The organism is Lentibacillus sp. (genome assembly GCF_035301675.1).
Lineage (GTDB): Bacteria > Bacillota > Bacilli > Bacillales > Amphibacillaceae > Lentibacillus.
Genome location: NZ_DATGTT010000091.1, coordinates 1 through 21,236 on the forward strand (window position 1 = coordinate 1; position 21,236 = coordinate 21,236).

Annotated in this window: 13 protein-coding genes; 12 read left to right on the forward strand and 1 reads right to left on the reverse strand. The window is 47.2% G+C overall.

Annotation, left to right across the window (positions count from 1 at the left end; all coding sequences use genetic code 11):
* Positions 1-489: 489 nt before the first annotated feature.
* Positions 490-1,374: a LysR family transcriptional regulator gene (locus VK097_RS13540; RefSeq protein ID WP_324212328.1), complete on the reverse strand. Its 885-nt coding sequence runs from the start codon at positions 1,372-1,374 to the stop codon at positions 490-492.
* Positions 1,375-1,523: 149 nt separating this feature from the next.
* Between VK097_RS13540 and VK097_RS13545 the strand changes: the two genes are divergently transcribed.
* The 12 genes from VK097_RS13545 to VK097_RS13600 all read left to right on the forward strand — a co-directional run bounded on the left by VK097_RS13545 (position 1,524) and on the right by VK097_RS13600 (position 21,235).
* The gene (locus VK097_RS13545) at positions 1,524-3,707 is read left to right on the forward strand and encodes a malate synthase G (protein ID WP_324212329.1); all 2,184 of its coding nucleotides are present in this window, start codon (positions 1,524-1,526) and stop codon (positions 3,705-3,707) included.
* A 658-nt stretch (positions 3,708-4,365) separates the two neighbouring features.
* Entirely contained in the window at positions 4,366-5,679 is a 1,314-nt protein-coding gene (locus tag VK097_RS13550) for an FAD-binding oxidoreductase (RefSeq protein ID WP_324212330.1), read from the forward strand.
* Positions 5,680-7,101, forward strand: coding sequence for a (Fe-S)-binding protein (locus VK097_RS13555; protein WP_324212331.1), 1,422 nt, complete (start codon positions 5,680-5,682; stop codon positions 7,099-7,101).
* A 27-nt stretch (positions 7,102-7,128) separates the two neighbouring features.
* On the forward strand, positions 7,129-8,589 hold the full coding sequence (locus VK097_RS13560; RefSeq protein ID WP_324212332.1) for an FAD-linked oxidase C-terminal domain-containing protein: 1,461 nt from the start codon (positions 7,129-7,131) through the stop codon (positions 8,587-8,589).
* A gap of 139 nt (positions 8,590-8,728) precedes the next feature.
* A complete protein-coding gene (locus VK097_RS13565; protein WP_324212333.1) occupies positions 8,729-9,517 on the forward strand; it encodes a fumarylacetoacetate hydrolase family protein in 789 nt (262 codons plus the stop codon).
* Positions 9,518-9,671: 154 nt separating this feature from the next.
* Positions 9,672-11,435: an L-lactate permease gene (locus tag VK097_RS13570; RefSeq protein ID WP_324212334.1), complete on the forward strand. Its 1,764-nt coding sequence runs from the start codon at positions 9,672-9,674 to the stop codon at positions 11,433-11,435.
* Between the two features lie 727 nt (positions 11,436-12,162).
* Positions 12,163-12,831 carry a hypothetical protein gene (locus VK097_RS13575; RefSeq protein WP_324212335.1) on the forward strand — a complete coding sequence of 223 codons (669 nt, stop codon included), beginning with the start codon at positions 12,163-12,165 and terminating at the stop codon, positions 12,829-12,831.
* On the forward strand, positions 12,806-13,357 hold the full coding sequence (sipW, locus tag VK097_RS13580) for a signal peptidase I SipW (RefSeq protein WP_324212336.1): 552 nt from the start codon (positions 12,806-12,808) through the stop codon (positions 13,355-13,357). The genes VK097_RS13575 and sipW overlap by 26 nt, the downstream gene beginning before the upstream one ends.
* An 89-nt stretch (positions 13,358-13,446) precedes the next feature.
* Complete coding sequence (locus tag VK097_RS13585) at positions 13,447-14,031, forward strand: CalY family protein (RefSeq protein ID WP_324212337.1); 585 nt, start codon at positions 13,447-13,449, stop codon at positions 14,029-14,031.
* Between the two features lie 112 nt (positions 14,032-14,143).
* Complete coding sequence (locus VK097_RS13590) at positions 14,144-17,038, forward strand: M20/M25/M40 family metallo-hydrolase (protein ID WP_324212338.1); 2,895 nt, start codon at positions 14,144-14,146, stop codon at positions 17,036-17,038.
* A 146-nt stretch (positions 17,039-17,184) separates the two neighbouring features.
* The gene (locus VK097_RS13595) at positions 17,185-19,716 is read left to right on the forward strand and encodes an FIMAH domain-containing protein (protein ID WP_324212339.1); all 2,532 of its coding nucleotides are present in this window, start codon (positions 17,185-17,187) and stop codon (positions 19,714-19,716) included.
* Between the two features lie 46 nt (positions 19,717-19,762).
* Complete coding sequence (locus VK097_RS13600) at positions 19,763-21,235, forward strand: serine hydrolase domain-containing protein (RefSeq protein WP_324212340.1); 1,473 nt, start codon at positions 19,763-19,765, stop codon at positions 21,233-21,235.
* The last annotated feature ends 1 nt before the right edge of the window (position 21,236 follow it).

The following is a 21,236-nucleotide window of genomic DNA, read 5'->3' on the forward strand; positions in this document are numbered from 1 at the left end:
CCTCCGCCGCAAGCCGCGAGGGCGAATAGGGCAATTAACAGTATCAGCAGGAATAGTAAACGTTTCATTTAGAATCTCCTTTCCTGGCATATTACTGTCAATTTAACCGGGAAACCAAGCTTTTAAACGGCAGCGATCATAATTCATTCGAAATTACTATGACGTGGTGCAGCAGTCTTATGATTCGAATGTCCTGATCAGCTAGGTTGTGCACAACCACGATATCGCGCGGCCGCGGCACAATTTCGCGCGACATCACGACAAATTCGTGCGATAGCCATGGAATTTCGCGCGAGGGACACACCAAATCGCGCGAGGGACACACCAAATCGTGCGAGGGAGGCATCAAAACGATCGAACCGCTGCTCAAATCGTGCGAGAGCGCCATCAAATCGATCGATCCGCAGCCCAAATCGATCGATCCGCAGCCCAAATCGATCGACATCCCCATCAAACCGTGCGAGAACAACACTAATTCGTGCGACCGCCTTACACCCGATAAGAATCTGACATCTCAATAAACTCGCGCACCGCATATGGCATGTATTTATCCTTGTTCCAGACCATGCCGAGCTCCAGATTAACGACAGGCTGTGTGAAAGGAATCGCGACAAGCTGATCATTGTCAATGTGGCTGCAGATGCGGCTTGGCAGCAGGGTACTTCCTAGTTTGGCTTCGACCATTTCAATCATAAAGTCTTTCTGTGAGCTTTCGCAGACGACTTTCGGGTCAAACCCATAATAGGCGCAGGCCTCCATAATCCTGTCATGCAGCGAAAAGTCATGCCGGTACAAAATGAGCGGCTCGTTTTCGATATCGGCAAAATCAAGCGCAGTCTCATCGGCGAGCGGATTGTCTTTATGCACCATCAGCATCAGGGGGTCTTTTAATAATTGAATCGTTTCCAGGTTTTCCTCTTTTGCCGGCGTATTGCAGATCAAACCAATGTCCAGTTCGCCTTCACTGACGCCCTGTCTGATTGCGTTTGAGCCGACCTCTGTCAATAACAGCTCAATCAACGGATACGTTTCTTTGTAGCGGCTGATGAATGGGGCGAAAAAAGCGGCACCGATGATCGGAGGGATGCCGATTTTGATTTCGCCTTTCTTTACATCAATCACATCATCCATTTCAGATGTGAGATTTTCAAATGAATCAAGCACTTTTAGCGCGCTGACCAAAAAAGCTTCACCCGCATCGGTCAATTTCAGCTGATGTGCACCGCGGTCAAACAGCGGCGCATCGAGTTCCCGTTCAAGATTTTTGATCGTTTTGCTCAGTGACGGCTGGGAGATATGAAGTGTTTCAGCCGCCCGTGTGACATTTTTTTGCCGTGCAACTTCCGCAAAACATGTCAATTGTCTGATGTCCATATGAAACGCCGCCCCTTCATATATCTATGGTTAAGCCTATTATACGTCAAGGTATAGCCAAAAGGAATAGTGTTCATGCAAAACATGTATTTTAGTTTTTGCCCTGGTCGTATTAAACTAAAGTAAAGGACAAAGGGGAGGATTCAGGGATGACAGACTATATCAAGTCGGGCAATTTGCAAGTCGCCAAGGAACTTTATGATTTTGTCAATTCACAAGCGCTGCCGGGGACTGGGCTGGACGAAGCAACATTCTGGCAGGATCTCGAAAAGCTTGTCACTGATCTGACGCCGAAAAATCAAGCATTGCTGGATGAACGGGAGTCCATGCAAAAGCAGATTAATACATGGCATAAGATGAACAATGCGTTTGATTTGGACACGTATAAAACGTTCCTTGAAGATATCGGCTATTTGGAGCCTGAAGTGGATGATTTCAAGATTACGACTGAAAATGTTGATGAGGTCATCACCAGGCAGGCGGGACCACAGCTTGTTGTGCCGATTGATAATGCGCGTTACGCGTTGAACGCTGCCAATGCACGTTGGGGATCGCTTTATGATGCATTGTACGGCACCGATGTGATCAGTGAAGAAGACGGCGCTGAGAAGTCCGGTTCGTACAATCCTGTCCGTGGTGAAAAAGTAATCGCATATGCCAAAAACTTCCTTGATGAACATACACCGCTCGAGAACGCCTCACATAAAGATGCCACCAAGTATACGGTCAATGATGGCAAACTCAGTTTGACACTTGAAAACGGCCAGACGACCGGCCTGAAAGATGGGGCACAATTTGCCGGCTACCAGGGTGCTGCCAATAAGCCGGAAGCCATTTTACTCGAGAATAACGGGCTGCACATTGAAATTCAGATTGATGCACACCACCCAATCGGCAAAACGGATCCCGCCGATGTTAAAGATGTATTTATGGAATCCGCAACGACAAGCATTATGGACTGTGAAGACTCGGTCGCTGCTGTAGATGCTGAAGACAAGACGCTTGTTTATCGTAACTGGCTCGGCTTGAACCGAGGCGATTTGACGACGACCTTTTCGAAAAATGGAAAAGATGTGGCGCGCAATTTGAATCCTGACCGTACGTATACGAGCCCGGGCGGTGGTGAAATCAGCCTGACCGGACGTGTCCTCATGTTCGTCCGCAATGTTGGCCACCTGATGACGAACAATGCCATTCTTGATGAAAATGGCGACGAAGTGTTCGAGGGGATTATGGACGGTGTGTTTACGAGCCTGATGGCAAAGCACAGCCTGCTCGGCAACGGACCGTATCAAAATTCCCAGACCGGCTCTGTTTACATTGTCAAGCCGAAAATGCACGGATCAAAAGAAGCAGCGTTTGCCAATGAACTCTTTGCACGTGTCGAGAATATACTCGATATGGAGCGGAACACCCTGAAAATCGGCTTGATGGATGAAGAACGCCGCACGACCCTGAATCTAAAAAACTGCATTCATGAAGTGCGCGAACGCGTGGTCTTCATCAACACCGGATTTCTCGATCGAACGGGTGATGAAATCCATACGTCAATGGAAGCCGGCCCGATGATCAAGAAAGGTGAAATGAAAGCATCAACCTGGCTAAACGGCTATGAAAAAAATAATGTCAACGTCGGCCTTGATGCCGGTCTGAGAGGCAGAGCACAAATTGGCAAAGGCATGTGGGCGATGCCGGAGTTGATGGCTGATATGCTTGAGAAAAAGATTGGCCATTTGAAAGCGGGCGGCAACACAGCGTGGGTACCGTCACCTACAGCCGCGACCTTGCATGCATTGCACTACCATCAGGTGGATGTGAAAGAAGTTCAGACGGAGATTGAGAACAATGTGCAGGACTATCGTGATGATATTTTACAGCTGCCGCTTGCGGTGGATACGAATTGGTCCGCTGATGAGATTCAAGAGGAAATGGACAACAGCTGCCAGACACTGCTTGGCTATGTTGTGCGCTGGGTTGAGCAAGGCGTCGGCTGTTCAAAGGTCCCTGACATTAATGACGTTGCGCTGATGGAGGACCGCGCGACATTGCGCATCTCCAGCCAGATGCTCGCCAACTGGCTTTATCATGACATTTGCACCGAGGAGCAAATGATGGATGCGTTGAAGCGGATGGCCAAAATTGTCGATAAGCAAAATGCCGGCGATCCGGCATATCGTCCGATGGCGTCCGATTATGACAGTTCGGTCGCATTCCAGGCCGCGTGTGACCTGGTGTTTAAAGGACGCGAGCAGCCGAGCGGTTATACCGAGCCCATTCTGCATAAGCGCCGGTTGGAGGCGAAGGAAAAACAAGCATTGAATACGGCAAGATAAATCGTCAGCAGGAAATGAGAGGGGATTTTTAAGGCGTGCAGCCTGCCCTCTCAACTTTCCTGCTGTTTTTTGTGGGATTGGGGGCGGCTATTCCATCAAGCATGGACTTGATTGGGAGTTTCTGGATTTAGCGCGGTGGCGCCCCCGTGAAATCGCGCGACTATCGGAGGATTTCGCGCGAGGGTGGCGCAAAATCGCGCGACGTCCCACGGATTTCGCGCGAGATTGGCACAAAGTCGCGCGTGGCTGTCCGAATTTCGCGCGAGGGTGTCTTGAAATCGCGCGACATAGCATGCATTTCGCGCGGTACATGTGTGGAAAATCGATCGAGCGGCGGGTGCAATCGATCGAGTGGGGCGGAATTTCGATCGAGGGAGCCTTGGAATCGATCGAGTAGAGGGTAATTTCGATCGAGAGTGCCATCAACTCGTGCGAGAGCACCACCAACTCAACATCACTGCCAACAACAACCCAGCAGCCCGCCTCCATCTTATTTGTCGAATAAAAACGCAAGGGCCCGTATCACAATAATTTTTGCATTATTTAAAAAATAATATTGACTTTCAACTATGACACTGGTTAACTATAGACAACATCACTGCATCCAAAACGCATGATTACAAAAGTTTACATTGACTAAGGGAAAGGGGGATTCCCATTGGGTACATCAACAATCGAAACAGTTGTACCGAAAGACCAAATAAAACAGAACGAAGCGGACCATCCGCTGGGGAATAGCGGCCGGCAAGAAATTGAAGCCCATTCCGAAGACGATATTTCGAATGTCCTGCGCTATGCGAATGAACACGAAAAAACCGTTAACATCATATCGGGCGGTACGAAGCGGGGTTATGGCGGGACGATGAAAGAGGCAGATATTTTGTTGTCACTCGCGGGCTATAAGGGTGTTGTTGAACATTCGGTTGGTGATTTGACGCTGACCGTCAGACCTGGAACGACATTAAAGGAGATTTCCGACCGGTTGGCGGAACACGGGCAGTGCCTTGCGCTTGACCCGTCATGGCCGGAACTGGCGACGATTGGAGGGATTATTTCCGCAAATGAAAGCGGTCCCAGGCGGCTGCTTTACGGCTCAGCGAGAGACCTCGTTATCGGAACACGGATTGTTTATGCGGACGGTCGTGTCATCCGGACGGGCGGAAAAGTGGTTAAAAACGTGGCGGGTTATGATATGAACAAACTGTTTATCGGCGCAATGGGGACGCTGGGCATTATTAGTGAAATCACGCTTAAATTGCGCCCGCTTCCCAAATATGAGGGGCTTTCATTGCTGCATTTTCCAGATGATCGTGAGCAGGAGATACATGATTTCGCCAAGCGCATCCTGGACTCGATGATGGAGCCGGTTTCACTTGAAGTATTGACACCACCAACAGCTGAAAAATTAACCGGCAAACGACAATATACACTGGCGATTGCGTTTGAAGATCAGGAAAAAGCCGTCAGTCAGCAGGAAAAATGGGTGGCAGACAACTTGCCATCAGGTGTCGAGCAGACGATCCTGCATGAACAAAATGCAAGTGAGTGGTGGGATGCGTTCCGCCGCCAGAGCCCGAATGGTCACAACGATGGCACAGATGACACCATTACACAGGCCGCTTTGAAAATCGGCAGCCTGCCTTCAGACGTTCCCGGCAATTTAAAAAAAGCAGAAGAGCTCGCTGAAACGCATCATGTTTCCGTGGAAGGGCATGGCGGCGCCGGGCATGGGATTTCGCGCATCTACATCAACGGGCTTTCGGAAGATATCATTGCCTATATAAAAGCGCTAAGGTCAGAAGCAGAAAAGAAGCAGGGGTATGCTGTTTGCACGCATTTGCCTTACGCACTTAGGGCAGCAGCTGATGTGTGGGGCGAAAAACCGGCTTATTTTTCGTTGCTGGACGGTATTAAACGGACAAATGATCCAAAAAAACTCTTGAACCGGCAGCGGTTTGTAGGAGGGATTTAAATGAGCATTGGCTTAGTGAATATGCTGAGCGGCGGCAAGGCTAAACAATCGAATGCTGCGACCGTCACGAAAGACCATCAACCGGAAAAGACTGAGCCGGCTTGCCAGTCGAATCCGCTTGGCAATTACATCTGGGATGATGTTCCTGATGCAACGAAATGGGCTGACTGTGTTCATTGCGGCTTGTGTCTGGAGGCTTGCCCGACGTATCAGGAAACGGGTGAGGAACAGAATTCACCAAGGGGCCGGGTTTACTTAATCAAATCGGTGGCAGAAGGCAAAATCGGTCTTGATGAAGCGTTTGCCGATCCTGTTTATAATTGCCTCGACTGTCGTGCATGTGAAACCGCCTGTCCGGCAAACGTTCAGGTCGGCGGTCTGATTGAGGAAGCGCGCGGACAAATCAATCAGTCAATGCCATTGTCAGGTGTTTCCGGTACGTTTAAAAAGACGGTGCTGAACCAATTTTTCCCGCATAAGAAGCGGATGGAAAAGCTGGGCGGTCTGATGCGGTTTTACCAAAAGAGCGGTTTGCAAAAAGCGGCTAGAAAAGCAGGCGTTCTCAGCGTGATGCCGGATCACTTAAAGGACATGGAGGCGACACTTCCGAAAGCGGGAAAACCGATTTTAGGCAGGTATCCTGAAGTTATTCCGGCAGAAGGCAAGACAAAAGGGCGCGTTGCTGTCCTGACAGGCTGCATCATGGATGTCATGTTCAATGACGTGAACAAATCGACGGTCCGCGTGCTGACGCATAATGGATTCGAGGTGGGTCTGCCGCCTGACCAGGGCTGTTGCGGCGCACTTCATATTCACGCCGGTGAACGGGATACAGGGAAAGAGCTTGCCAAAAAGAACATTGAGGCGTTCAAAGACTACGATAAAATTCTCGTGAATGCGGCAGGCTGCGGCTGTGCGCTTCAGGAGTATGATGAACTGTTCAGAAATGATCCGGAGATGCTGCCGCTTGCGAAAGAATTTTCCGCAAAAGTTGAGGATATTACCAAGTTTCTGTACGACAATGATTTCAAACGCCCTCACTCTGAAGTGAATACAACCGTGACGTATCATGATGCATGTCATCTGGCGCACGGGCAAGGTGTACGATCTGAACCGCGGCAAATCTTAAATGACATCCCGGGGGTTGAGACGGTTGACTTGCCTGATGCGGACCGGTGCTGCGGCAGTGCGGGCATCTATAATCTGACCCATCCCGAGATGGCTGGAAAATTGCTTGACCGCAAAATCGATGATATGCCGGATAATATTGATATGGTTTCGATGGGCAATCCCGGCTGTATGCTGCAGATCGCGATGGGTGTGCAGAAATACGGCCGAAAAGAAAAAGTCGTTCATACCATTCAGCTTCTTGATTGGGCGTATGAGAAAGATAAGCAGAAAATGCACGAATACGAATTATAATAAGCACACAGAAAGCGGGTGAAATGGATGTTTCGAAAAAAGCGTAACAAACAAAAACCGGATACTGCCGTCAAGCAGTTGATGGGCATTGTCGGTGAAGAGAATGTGCTTTATTTGAAAGAAGATCTCCTGGCCTATGAGTGTGACGGCTATACGCTGGAACGAGGCATGCCTCGGGCGGTCGTGTTTGTCCGGAATACACAGCACGTCTCGGATGTCGTCAAGCAGTTGAATGAGTTGGAAATCCCGTACATTGCACGCGGCGCGGGAACAGGCTTAAGCGGTGGTGCGACACCAATGGGCGGTGAAGTGATCATCAGCCTTGTCCGTATGAAACGGCTGCTTCACCTTGACTTGGAAAACCGCCAGGCCGTTGTTGAACCGGGGTATATCAATTTGAAACTGACCCAGTCGATTTCCGATAAAGGCTACTATTATGCACCGGACCCGTCGAGTCAGTATGCTTGCACGATTGGCGGCAATGTTGCCGAAAATTCCGGTGGCGCCCACTGTCTAAAATACGGTGTGACCACCAATCATATTTTGGGGCTTGAAGTGGTTTTGCCGAGCGGAGAGATTATTGAAATCGGCAAAAGCGGTGTACCGGATCAGCCAGGGTATGATCTGCTCGGTCTTCTCACCGGTTCGGAAGGGACACTTGGCATTGTGACAAAGATTACCGTCAACATATTGAAAAATCCGGAAGGCAAGAAAACGGTCTTAGCTTATTTTGACGATATTGATGATGCAAGTCAGGCGGTGTCAGACATTATTGCAACTGGCATCATCCCGGCGGCGCTCGAGATGATGGATCAGATTGCGATTGAAGGTGTCGAGGCATCAGCCTATCCGGTCGGGCATCCAAGTGACATCGCGGCATTTCTCTTGATTGAAGTTGACGGCATTCAAGCGGGAATCGACGACCAGATTAATGAAATTTTGACGGTGTGCAAAAGCAATCATGTGCGCGACGTGAAAGTGGCCAAGGATGAGGCGGAGCGCAGCATGTGGTGGGCCAACCGCAAAATGGGTTTCGGCGCGATGGGTGCGATTTCGCCGGACTACCTTGTCCAGGATGGTGTCATTCCAAGGACCCGCCTGCCTGAAGTGCTCGCAAGCATTAACGCTATCAGCCGGAAATACGAACTGCGGATTGCGAATATTTTTCATGCGGGCGACGGGAACCTGCATCCGCTTATTTTGTTTGATGCGAGTGTTCCCGGTGAAAGCGACCGGGCTTCCAAAGCAGGCTCGGAATGCTTGCAAGTCTGTGCGGATGTTGGCGGGTCAATTACCGGGGAACATGGTGTCGGCATTGAAAAGTCAGCTGAAATGCGATTTATTTTCAGTGACGAAGAAATGGCAGCCCAAACCGATATCCGGCATGTTTTCAATCCGGACGACTTGCTGAATCCGGGGAAATTGTTCCCTGAGCCGGGACGCTGTGTTGAAGTGAAGCATGAAGAAAAGAAAGAAGCCATTGGATAAAGTGAAATGTCATTTATTGGTATCGTGTGAATTGGCGATGAACTCGCACGATACCAACCCGGAGTCACGTGATTAAGCGTCCTTAACATAAAAACTGATATGGGCGTCTAGCCTATATCAATCAGAAGGAGCAAATACAGTGAAATTTATTAGATTCAAACCAAAAAACAACCAAACCATTTTACAGGGCATCATAACAGATCACGGTATCCAGCAAATTGAAGGCGATATGTTTACCGATTGGGAGCTAACCGAAAGTATCTACAGTCCAGACAATATTGAATTTTTGAAACCGCTTACACCAAGGCATGTAATTGGCATCGGTGCAAACTATGTTGCGAAACCGGATGATTTACCTGCTGAAGCGCCTGAGTTGCCCGTGTTTTTCTACAAACCGGTTTCGTCGGTCGTTGGAAGCGGAAAATCAATTGTTATTCCACAAGGGATCAGCGAAGTGAAATTTGAGTCGGAGTTGGCGGCTGTGATTGGGAAAACGGCCAGCAATCTTGCCGAAGAAGAAGTTACTGATCACATTTTTGGTTATACCGTGGGCAATGACGTGACGGCGCCGCATTATTTTCATGAAGACGGTCATTGGATGGTGGGCAAATCATTCGACACGTTCACACCCCTTGGTCCCTATATCGAAACCGAATTTGACCTGGATAATGCACACGTTGAGGCATACTTAAACGGTGAAAAGAAGCAGGACAGTCCAACAGCGAACATGATTGTCTCAATAAGGAAAATGATTGCTTACTTATCCGGTGTAATGACACTGGAACCTGGTGATGTCATTTTAACGGGCAGTCCGATTGGAGCGGAAATGATGAAAGCCGGGGATGAAATTGTTTGCAGCATTGACGGCATCGGAGAACTTCATAACCTTGTCGAGCAAAAAGTAAATGTTCACTTACAGCAAAAATGACTGTCCGCGTGAGGCGGATCGCGTGCATAAGTCATGCTGCTGTTTGCGATAGTGAAACTTCCATCAATGGGAGTGTTTTATCCTACAACTGATGGTTAGTTGAGCGAATCGGGCATTAGATGCGGTATAAATATTAAAAAGGGAGGAATTTACCTTGGGAACTGGAATCTTAGCTTTTCTCGCTTTGCTTCCGATTATCGCTGTTGCTGTATTTCTGGTGGGTCTTAAATGGCCCGCTAGTAAAGCCATGCCGATCTCCTACATTGTGGCCGTTCTGTTGGCGCTCTTTGTTTGGGATGTGGCGTTCCCGCAGGTCGCAGCTGCTTCTGTCAATGGACTCGTCGTTGCTGTTACGCTGTTATTCATTATTTTCGGTGCGATCCTGCTCTTGAACACACTGCAGGAAAGCGGCGGGCTTCACACCATTCGCCGCGGTTTTACGGATATAACCCCGGACCGTCGCATACAGGTCATCATCATTGCATGGCTTTTCGGTTCATTTATTGAAGGAACTGCAGGCTTTGGAACGCCGGCAGCTGTCGCCGTACCACTAATGGTGGGGCTCGGCTTTCCGGCAATGGCCGCTGTTGTTTCCGGTATGATCATTCAGAGTACGCCTGTCTCATTCGGGGCAGTCGGGACGCCGATTGTTGTTGGGGTCGGTTCAGGTGTCGAACCGCTCACCCAGATTACAGACGTTTCAAGTTTCGTATTTGGTCTTGCCGGAAAAGTCGCCTTGCTCCATACGCTTGCGGGTATACTGGTTCCGCTATTTTTAGTCGGGATGTTGACACGATTTTTTGGAAAAAACAAATCATTCAGTGAAGGACTTCAGGTATGGAAATTCGCGGTTTTTGCCGCACTTGCCATGACGCTTCCCTACTTATTGGTTGCCTACACAATGGGTCCGGAATTCCCGGCTATGTTCGGCGGCTTAATCGGACTCGCGATTGTCGTTCCGGCTGCGAAAAAAGGGTTCTTAATGCCGAAAGAAGGCGAAGAATGGGATTTCGAACCTAAAGACCGGTGGGACCCGCTTTGGAATGGTAAGGTTGAGCTGAAGCAGAGTGATGTCAATGCCGGAAAAATCAGCATGTGGCGTGCATGGTCACCATATCTGCTGATCGCTCTTCTTCTGATCATCTCAAGATTGACCCCGCTTGGTGAATGGCTCCAGGCTGCCGTCATCCGGATTCCAAATCTCTTCGGTACGGAAATTACAGCCGAATGGGAAATTCTCTATTCACCAGGATTCATTTTCATCGTTGTCGCTGTGCTGACATACTTTATGCATAGCATGAAACCAAAGGAATTTGCCACCGCCTGGAAGGATTCGGGCAAAAACATGATTGCAGCCAGTACAGCACTTGTTTTTACGGTGCCAATGGTGCAAGTCTTTCTGAACACGGATGGCGGCGCAGCAGGCTATCAGGAAATGCCGCTCATTCTAGCCGAAGCCGCCGCAAATTTGGGTGGTGAGCTGTATCCGATCTTTGCAACATTCATCGGGGGGCTTGGCGCGTTTGTGGCCGGGAGCAATACGATCAGTAACATGATGTTTTCCTACTTCCAATTTGGAGTCGGTGAAAATATCGGTGGCAGTGCAACATGGATGGTTGCTCTCCAGGCGGTCGGCGGAGCAGCCGGCAACATGATCTGTGTGCATAACGTCGTTGCCGCATCCGCTGTCGTTGGCCTTGTCGGCAAAGAAGGCCACGTCATCCGTAAAACCCTGCTTCCATTTGTGTATTACGCACTGCTCGCAGGCTCCATCGGGTATTCAATCATGTGGACAGCCGATAAAGGTATTTTTAACATCGGATCGATATTGGCCGTCATCATCTGGGGTATAGCCATTTACTTCATTGCAACGAACAAAAAGCGTCTGGCCGCGCTTGAGCGGAAGAGCATTGCTTAATGAGTGCGATTGTAAAATAATAATGCAGTCCTGTCCGGGTTGGATGGGGCTGTATTATTTTGGGCTGCAGAAGAGTTTCGATTGATTGAGCAGAATGTATTGATCGGTCGGGCGAGAGCCTGGGTTATAACCGCCAACCTTGTGCGAGAACGGCATTCATTTGTGCGACAGCAAGTTTAACTTGTGCGGGGGCGTTACGAACTCGTGCGGCAGAAGCTCAAACTTGTGCGAGAATCGCCCTAACTTGTGCGAGAGCACCCGAAACTTGTGCGAGAGCCGAATCAAAACGTGCGGCACAGCAACTCAAACGTGCGAGAGCCGAATCAAAACGTGCGGCACAGCAACTCAAACGTGCGAGACCCGCCCAGAGTCGTGCGATAATGGTCTCAAGTCGTACGATAGACTCCTTACTCGACAGAAACCTGGTTTTGTATCGACAAGACCAGGTATTTTTTTGGTCAATAACTGTTATTTTGATAAAAAACGAAAAAAGTACTAGGCATAATGGCAGGAAAATTATTGAAAAAGTGGAAAAACAATACTTAAGTTACATAGACCTCCATATCCTGAGTTGATATTCTATTAATAAGATTTAAATTATTGGAAAATATATAACAAATCATGAGGATGTTGTCTTAACGACCATTTTTTTGCCGAATGACGATTTTTAAATTGGTATGACAGTCGAGCAATTTCATTAATGTTCAATTAACTTCTTTGAGCCCTCTTGAAAAATAGATTTAACCGTAAAGTTTCCCCGTATAGAAGATTTAATAAGTATCTCGAATGGTTGATAGATAATCCATTCATCATATCTATTATACGCCATTTGGAAGGTGTTTATATGAGAGACCGCAGTTCAACAAAACGGAACCAAAATAAACGACTTACAACCCTTTTCTTTAAGTTGTTTGCTGTGGTTTATTTATCTTTTTGCATCGCTTTCCTGCTAGCTTCACCGACGACCGCCTATTTCCAAGACTTTGAAAGCGCATTTACTAATATTTCAGCTGCCGATAATTTTGGTGAAGGTCAAGATGAATCAGATAAAACCGCCAGTGATGAGCGGGACAAGCCTCAAACAGCCGCTACAGAAGGTCAACAACAAGAAAATCGGCACGAAGCTGCAAAACAAGCTGAACAGAGCGAGAAGTCAGATGAAAAGTCATCCTCTAAACAGGGCGCAGAAAAGAAAATAGAAAAGACATCAGATCAATCCAAAAAAGATAAGGCAGAACCATCTCCAAAGAATGAAGGCAAGCAAACAGAAAAAGAGACAGATACCGAGGAAGAATCGGCCTCAGCTGAAACCGATGCTGAAAATACATCAGATGAATCAACAGAGTCAAAAGTGGATCGGAGTGATAAGGATGCGAAAAATCCTGAGAGTGGTTAATCACATCACCACGTTTTTGATATTTGTTTTGTTAATAACAACCGCGGTTATGGTGATTTCTTTCAGAGCTTCGGGAGGGGAAGCGGATCTTTTCGGTTATCAATTCAAAACAGTCCTGTCCGGCTCTATGGAACCCGGAATAAAGACAGGATCCATTATATCGATCGAAAAAGGTGGTGATATGACACGATTTGAACGTGGTGATGTGATCACTTACAGAACACCCGAGAGTATGCTCATTACCCATCGAATTGCTGAGGTGATAGGAGATGGTGAGCAGTATATCACCAAAGGGGACAACAATGAGGAGGCTGATTCAGAACCAATTCTGGCGCAAAATGTTGTTGGAAAATATACGGGATTCACGGTACCGTATATCGGCTATGCGATGAATTTTGCCAGTACGTCAAAAGGTGCTGCAATGATGCTCATACTACCCGGCTTATTACTGATCGGCTACTCGGTCATTACCATTTGGCGTGTGCTGCAGCAATTAGATGACTCCAAAGCGGCTGAAAAACATTAAATCGTTTGTAATGTTCATAGATACCCAGTCTATGAGCATTTAAATAAATATCCCTGGATAACAGGGGAAAATATAAAGGAGGTATTTTTATGGGTATTAAAAAACAATTAGGAATGGGCGTGATGACAGCGGCGCTCGGTTTGTCATTGATCGGAGGAGGGACGTATGCGTATTTCAGTGACAGCGAGACAACAAACAACACGTTTGCGGCCGGAACTCTCGACTTGGCTGTTGAACCGACGCAGGTGATTGAAGTCGACAATATCCAGCCCGGTGATTCAATGACCCGCGATTTTGAACTGCAAAATAACGGTTCATTGACGATCGACAAGGTGCTGTTGGAAACCGATTATGCCATAACAGATGCAGAGGGAGACAACACTGGTGATTTTGGAAGTCATATTCAAGTCGAGTTTTTATACAACGCTGATAAACTGGATGAAGTCATTTACCAAACAACTTTGGCCGAACTGAAAAACATGTCACCGGAAGCTGTCAATGAACATGTTTTTGATCCGCTGCTTGAGGATGGACTCGAACCCGGATCGCTTGATGATCTCGTTGTCAAGTTCAATTTTATCGATAACGGAGAAGATCAAAATCAATTCCAGGGTGATTCTTTAAATCTCGAGTGGACATTCAATGCACAACAGGCAGCAGATGATGAAGAATAATGATTGATTTTAACAGAGCTGTGCCATAAGTCATGAAAGCCTATTATGGCCAGCTTTTTCATGCGTTGTATATCAATCGTTATAAAAAATCAAGGCGAAAGGAGAGAGTGAAATGAAGAAATTAGTCCAGCTTCTAAGTTACATGTTAGTGTTCGTTCTTCTTCTTGCAGCGCCAGTCACGATTTTAGCACAATCATCAACTCAACAAGATAAGGAACCAGCTGATAGTCTGGATGACGCGAATCAACAGTTGGTTCAGCAGAAAATCACGCAAATGACCCCGGAAGAGAAAATCGGGCAGCTTGTGATGCCCTCCACCCACGATAACGAAAATAACATGCCAAATGAAGCCACAAAAGAGCTGATAAAAGAATACAAAGCCGGTTCTGTCATTATTTATGGAAATCGGGATGCCAGTACCACAGCTGAATACAATAATCAGCTCCAAGAGTGGGCATCGGAAACAAGTATGAGCATCCCATTATTTTCAACGGCTGATCTTGAATACGGTGTTAATCAGCATGTCACAGATGCTACAGCTTTTCCGCGTCAAATGGGAATTGCAGCGACGAGAGATTTAAAAGCAGCGAAGGAAATGGCGGGTGTCGCGGCGCAAGAGATGAAAGCGACAGGCTTTAACTGGAACTATTCCCCACTTGCTGATGTGAACACCAATCCGAATAATCCGGTAATTGGCGTACGGTCATTTGGGGAAAATACAGAGCTTGTTTCAGATATGACTGTTGCGCAAGTAGAAGGCTATCAGGAAAACGGCGTATTATCGACGCCAAAGCATTTTCCTGGGCATGGGGATACGAGTGAGGATTCACACCATGGTCTTCCTGCTGTTACTTATGATCGGGAAACGCTGGAAGAGGTCCATCTTCCGCCCTTCCAAGCTGCCATCGATGCTGGTGCCGACTCGATTATGACGTCACATGTCATCATTGAAGCCATCGATCCGGAGCTTCCGGCCACATTGTCAAAGGATGTTTTGACCGGATTGCTTCGTGAAGAGATGGGTTTTGACGGGATTATCGTGACGGATGCGATGTCCATGGGTGCCATCGATGAACAATGGGGTGCGGGAGAAGCAGCCGTGATGGCTGTTAAGGCAGGTGCCGATATCATCATGGCTACAGGCACACTTGAACAACAAAAAGAAACATTTACAGCCCTGCAGGAAGCCTATGAATCTGGTGAACTTTCAGAGGAACGCCTGGACGAATCCGTTGAACGTATCCTTGCAACAAAAGTGAGATATGGGCTTTTTGATAATCGTTATGTCGATCCAGAGGAAGCGACAGACGTTGTGAATACGAAATCCCACAAAGAATTGGCAAAAAGCATGGCACAGGACTCGATGACACTCGTGAAAAATGACGATACATTGCCGTTTGATCCTCAATCCAATGAATCTACGTTTGTTGTTGGTCCGGAGATATACAACCAAAGTTATTACATTGAAGATATAGCTGATGCCGTTCAGGCAAAGACAAACGGAGAAGTTGAACGTTATGTCACTTCTGCAAATCCATCCGATAGTGAAATTGATGAAGCCGTTCAGCAAGCCGAAAAAGCAGATCGGATCATTGTTCCCACTTTCTCTGCCAGTGAACTTTCAGACGGGCAAAGCCAATTGGTCAATGCCCTTGAGGGAACAGAAAAACCTGTCGTGTCCATATCTTTAGGCTTGCCATATGACATCAAAGAATACCCTGATGTGGATGCTCACATAGCGACATATGCGATAGAAAGATGGGGGTCGGCAGTCCCGGTCTCTTGGGAAGCTGCCGTTGATGTCATTTACGGAGCAAACCCGGGCGGAAAACTTCCTGTAACCATTGAAGGTCATTATGAATTTGGCCATGGGGAAAATTATGAAGCTGATCCACCTGAAAGTGCCGAAGATATCAAAGCGCTCGTTGATCGGCTGAAGGATGAAGGGGAATTTGAAAGTGATACCGCTCCGCGTGCTTTAAAGCGTCACTTGGATGCTGTAAGTCACTACGAGGAGCAGGAATCAGCGGAAAAAGTCATCAAGCACATGCAAGGCTTTAACGATTTACTGGATCATCAGCAAAATAATGAGCTGATTTCCGGTGATGCCTATAACCTTCTGCGGTCTCAAGCTGACGCATTAATTGAGAAATGGGAAGCATTTGCTTTCGATTCTGAGCGGGCGATGGCCCATCTTCAGCATTTAAGTGAAGACATCGGCCCGCGTGTTGCCGGCACCGAGGCAGAAAAAGAAGCTTCTGAGTATATCAAAGCTGAATTTGAAAAGCTTGGTTACAACGTGTCTACACAAACATTTGCTATTGACGGTGGCGAGCAATCTCAAAACGTGATTGCAGTCAAGGAAGCAGAGGATACAGAGAATCCTGAAATTGTATACGTCACTGCGCACTATGATAGTGTACCGGGTTCGCCGGGAGCGAACGATAATGGTTCAGGAACAGCCGCTCTCCTTGAACTGGCTAAGGTAATGAAAGACAAGCCGGCGAACAAAGAAATCCGCTTCATCGCCTTTGGTGCGGAAGAGGCGGGTCTCTTGGGCTCTCAACATTATGTCAGTCAATTATCAGATGACGAGATTAATAGAAGTGCTGCCAATTTTAATATGGACATGGTTGGAACGGATTGGGAACCGGCTTCCCAGCTCCATGTCAGTACAGTTGACGGCGAATCGAACGCAGTATGGGAGTCGGTAGATTCAGCCGCCGATAGAATAGGATTGGAAGATGATCGATTAACGCTCCATCAATTGGGGAGATCTGATCACGTCTACTTCCATGAGGCAGGCATTGATGCTGCACTATTCATCTGGATGGAACCGGGTACCGAACCGGGACAAGCTGGTATAGAACCTTGGTACCACTCCCCTGGGGATACCATTGATCGTGTAAATCCTGAAAAAATTCAAATGGTTGGTGACTTGATGGATTCTGCCATCTCTGACATCGCCCTTGAACAAGACCAGGAGACAGAAGCTATCGCCAATTAATGTAAAAGTGTGCAGCCGTTCTTTTGTATTGGAAAATCTATAAGAACGGCTGTTTCTCTACTGGCGAGATAATAGATGAATAGACTGGCATCCCAAGTCCGCTGTACTCAATCAATTTCCTGATTTACAGGGAAAGGAGAAAGAAAATGTATTCAATAAAAAAACCGCTTTTAAATATGCTATTCTTTGCATTTATGTTAGCTATTACATCAATCATGTCCGTTTCTGAAACGGTTCATGCAAAGGGAACACCATATAATCCGGTTCCCTATGAAGACATCTACTCTATCCTTGAGCAGCATGAGGAAGAAAGTGACCGTGTCTCAGTTGAAGTCATCGGTCAGTCTGCATTGGGACATGACCTGTACAGTGTGGTAATTTCTGAACCGGAAGACGACCTTGAAGAAATTAAAGAGAAGCGGGAAGAGATGATAGCTAACCCGGAAGATGCTAAAGATTTTATTGAAGAACATCCCGATTTTAAAGTGCCATTTATGGTGAACGGATCAATCCACGGAGATGAATATCCGGGAGTTGATGCTGTGTTGAAGCTGATTGACCGGTTTGCCTATGACGATGATGAAACAACAGAGCACATTCTCGATAACAACATTCTTGTTTTCAATGTCGTTAATAATCCCGACGGACGTATTTTAGGAACGAGGCGAAACGGGGAAGGGTTTGATCTTAACCGTGATCATGTGACGTTATCTCAACCGGAAGCGGCGGCAAATGTTGATTTGATTACTGAATGGAATCCCATGGTTTTTCTTGATTTGCATGGTTTCGTGAAACGATCAGACGATTATCCCGGTCTTATCGAACCTACGACTGGACCACACAATCCCAGCTATGAACACGACTTATATTTGGAATACGCCTTGGAACAGGCTAAAGCGATGGAAGGGGAACTCGTCGAAAACAAACAAGATTTTGAAACGAATCTCTACCAAAATATGAAAGGAACCCATATCCCCTATCGTGACGCTGAGGGCGGATGGGATGATTATCCACCGATTTTCACACCAATGTATGCAATGCTTCACGGCGCATACGGCCATACCCTCGAAACGCCTACAAACAGTGTGGATGGGGTCAAGTGGCACGTCAATGCGGTGATGGGCGCTCTGAAATTTGCATCGGACAATAAAATCGATATGACTAAAAATCAGCTGGAAGTCTTCAGACGCGGGATTCAATTTGACCACCCCGAGCATGAGGATGGATTTTTCCCGAAAGCATATGTGCTGCCCGTTGACGAAACAGATCCGACTACAACGGAAAAGGCTGTGAACAATCTGCTCAGACATGATGTTGAGGTTAAGAAAGCTGAATCGCCATTTTCGGTTGATGGCGAACAATATGATGAAGGAACGTTTATTGTTCCACTGGACCAGCCAAAGGCAAGTTTAGCCAATACGCTCCTTTGGGATGGTGAAGACATCAGTGATCAGGCGAGTGCCATGTATGATATCTCTGCGTGGAATTTACCGGAGTTATGGGGATTTGCTGCCACCCCGACAGATTCATCAATTGATGTCCCGGTTGAAGAAGCAGAGAAGCTTGATATAGAAGGCGAATTAATCGGAGAAGGCCCATATGAAATAATGAACAGTTCCGTTGAGGCGGTGGCACTGGTCAACGAGCTGATTCAAAATGATCTGCCGGTTTATAAAGCAGAAAACGGCCATTATTATGTGGAAAATGGCAACGGTGATGTGTTGGCCCAGGCCGTTGAGGAATCCGGCATCACTGTAAAAACAACTTCTATACCTGAAAATGCAACAGAGCTGACTAAAGTCGATGTCGCCGTACTGAAAGATGGCGGCCAGCACGGCATCAGGACAGCACTTGAACAGCTCGGATTTAAAGTGGATGAAATGGAACCCCAGGCGATTTCAGAAAATGGATTAGATGGTTACGATGTTTTGGTGGCAAACGGTCCCGGCATGGATGACAGTGACATGTACAAGCAAAACATCCAATCGTTTATAGCTGATGGCGGAAAATACATTGCCATTGGTGCAAGGGCTTCCAACAAGGCTGCTGATCTGGGATTAACCGATGCCAATATCAATACCGGTGCGCGGAACAGTAACGGCGTTGTTAGCGTGAATTATAAGCATACATCGCTAACTTCCGGATATGATGAACAAGATATCGGCTTTGTTTATAATCCTGTCTGGTATACGAATATTGAAAATGATAGAGTTATAGCATCATTCGCCGACCAAGACTTTTTTAAGGCTGGCTTTTGGAAAAATTCAGAGTCTGCACAAGGCCAGCCCGTGATTCTGAAAGGAAAACAACAAGGCGTCACACTGCTGGGGCTTGAGGTTGGATTCAGAGCTCACCCGGAATACCTGTACAGAATGCTTTCCAATACGATTTATCCTGGCGAAGAAACGATTCTGACGACCGCATCCGGCATGAAGGCGCGTGTTGAACGCTATGAAAGTGATGGAGAGTTTGATGACAGCAGCGCGGTCCGCTCTTTAAGCGTTCACTTGACTGCTGTGAGCCGCTATGAAGAACAGGGAGCAGCGGATAAAGTTATCAAACATGTCGAAGGTTTCAAAGATTTACTTGATCATCAGCAGGAAGATGAATTGATTTCTGAAAAGGCGTTTAACATCCTCAAGAATGATGCTGATGCTTTGATAGAAAAGTGGCAGTAGCTTAATAGCCTTAAGGCACTCTATCCCATTGAGAGGAGTTACAAGAATGAAAAGCAAGTTTGTATCACTAACGCTGGCTGGTGTTGTGCTCGTTTCGGTGTTTGCTGCAAGCAGTGGAAAAGCCATGGCTGCTGCGCCCATCGTGGAGCCCGGACCGCCAGGCAGTGTGCAAATGCTGCAAGAGCCGTTAGATGAAATCGATGGCGTTATTCAGCAGGGGATCACCGATAGGTACATGGCGGGTTCTGTCGTTTTGGCAGCCAAATCCGGAACCATTGTTAAAGAGGACGCTTACGGATATGCGGCGCGCTATTTAGATGATGACTTTACTGAAATGGAAAACCCGGTGGAGATGCAAACCGACACAATATTTGATTTAGCTTCTATAACAAAAGTGTTTACGGCGACGGCTGCAATGCAGTTATATGAACAAGGCGAATTTAACCTGGACGACCCGGTGGCAGATTATATTCCGCAATTTGCACAGAATGGGAAATCCGATGTTACGATCAGACAATTGCTGACGCACACATCCGGTTTTCCGGCGTGGATTCCGCTTTATCAAACGACGGACTCCCGTGAGGAAGCCTATCAGGAAGTGTTCTCGACGCCATTAGATCACGAACCAGGTACACATTACGGATACAGCGACCTGAACATGATTACAATCGGCGCATTAATCGAGAAAATCTCAGGTGAACGGCTTGACCAATATATTAAAGCGAATATTACCGAACCGCTTGGAATGACTGATACGATGTTCAGTCCGCCCGAATCATTAAAAGACCGTATTGCTGCAACCGAATATCAGCCACAGACGGACCGGGAGATTGTTTGGGGTGAAGTGCATGATGAAAATGCCTGGGCGATGGATGGTGTTGCCGGTCACGCCGGTTTGTTTTCAACTGCACAGGATTTAGCGGTATTTGCACAAATGATTCTTAATGATGGTCAATATGACGGTACGCGCATTTTGGAAACTGAGACCGTGGAAAAAATGGAAACGAATCAGCTGCCTGACTTTCCGGATAATGCGCATAGTTTAGCCTGGGAACTGAACCAGGATTGGTATATGGGCGATTTATCCGGTCCAACAACAATGGGACATACCGGTTTCACGGGAACATCAATTGTGATTGATCCGGAAAAGGAAACGGTAGCGATATTACTGACAAACAAAGTTCACCCGACACGGGAAGCGCCATCAACCAACCCGATTCGTCAAGCAGTGGCCGGGAAGACGGCTGATGCCATTAACGCATGGAGTGCATCCACGATGAAAGCACTTGTAAAGGATTTTGCAGCTGAGGAGGAATTTTCAAGCGATGAAACCGCTCATTCATTAAAGGTTCATCTGGCTGCTGTAAGCCATTATGAAGACCAGGACGCAGCAGCTAAAGTGATCAAACATATGGAAGGCTTTAAAAGCTTGCTGGATCATCAGGAGGGAAGTATGACAGAGGGTGTCTATGAAACACTTAGAACGGATGCAGATTATTTGATTAATAAGTGGCAATAAA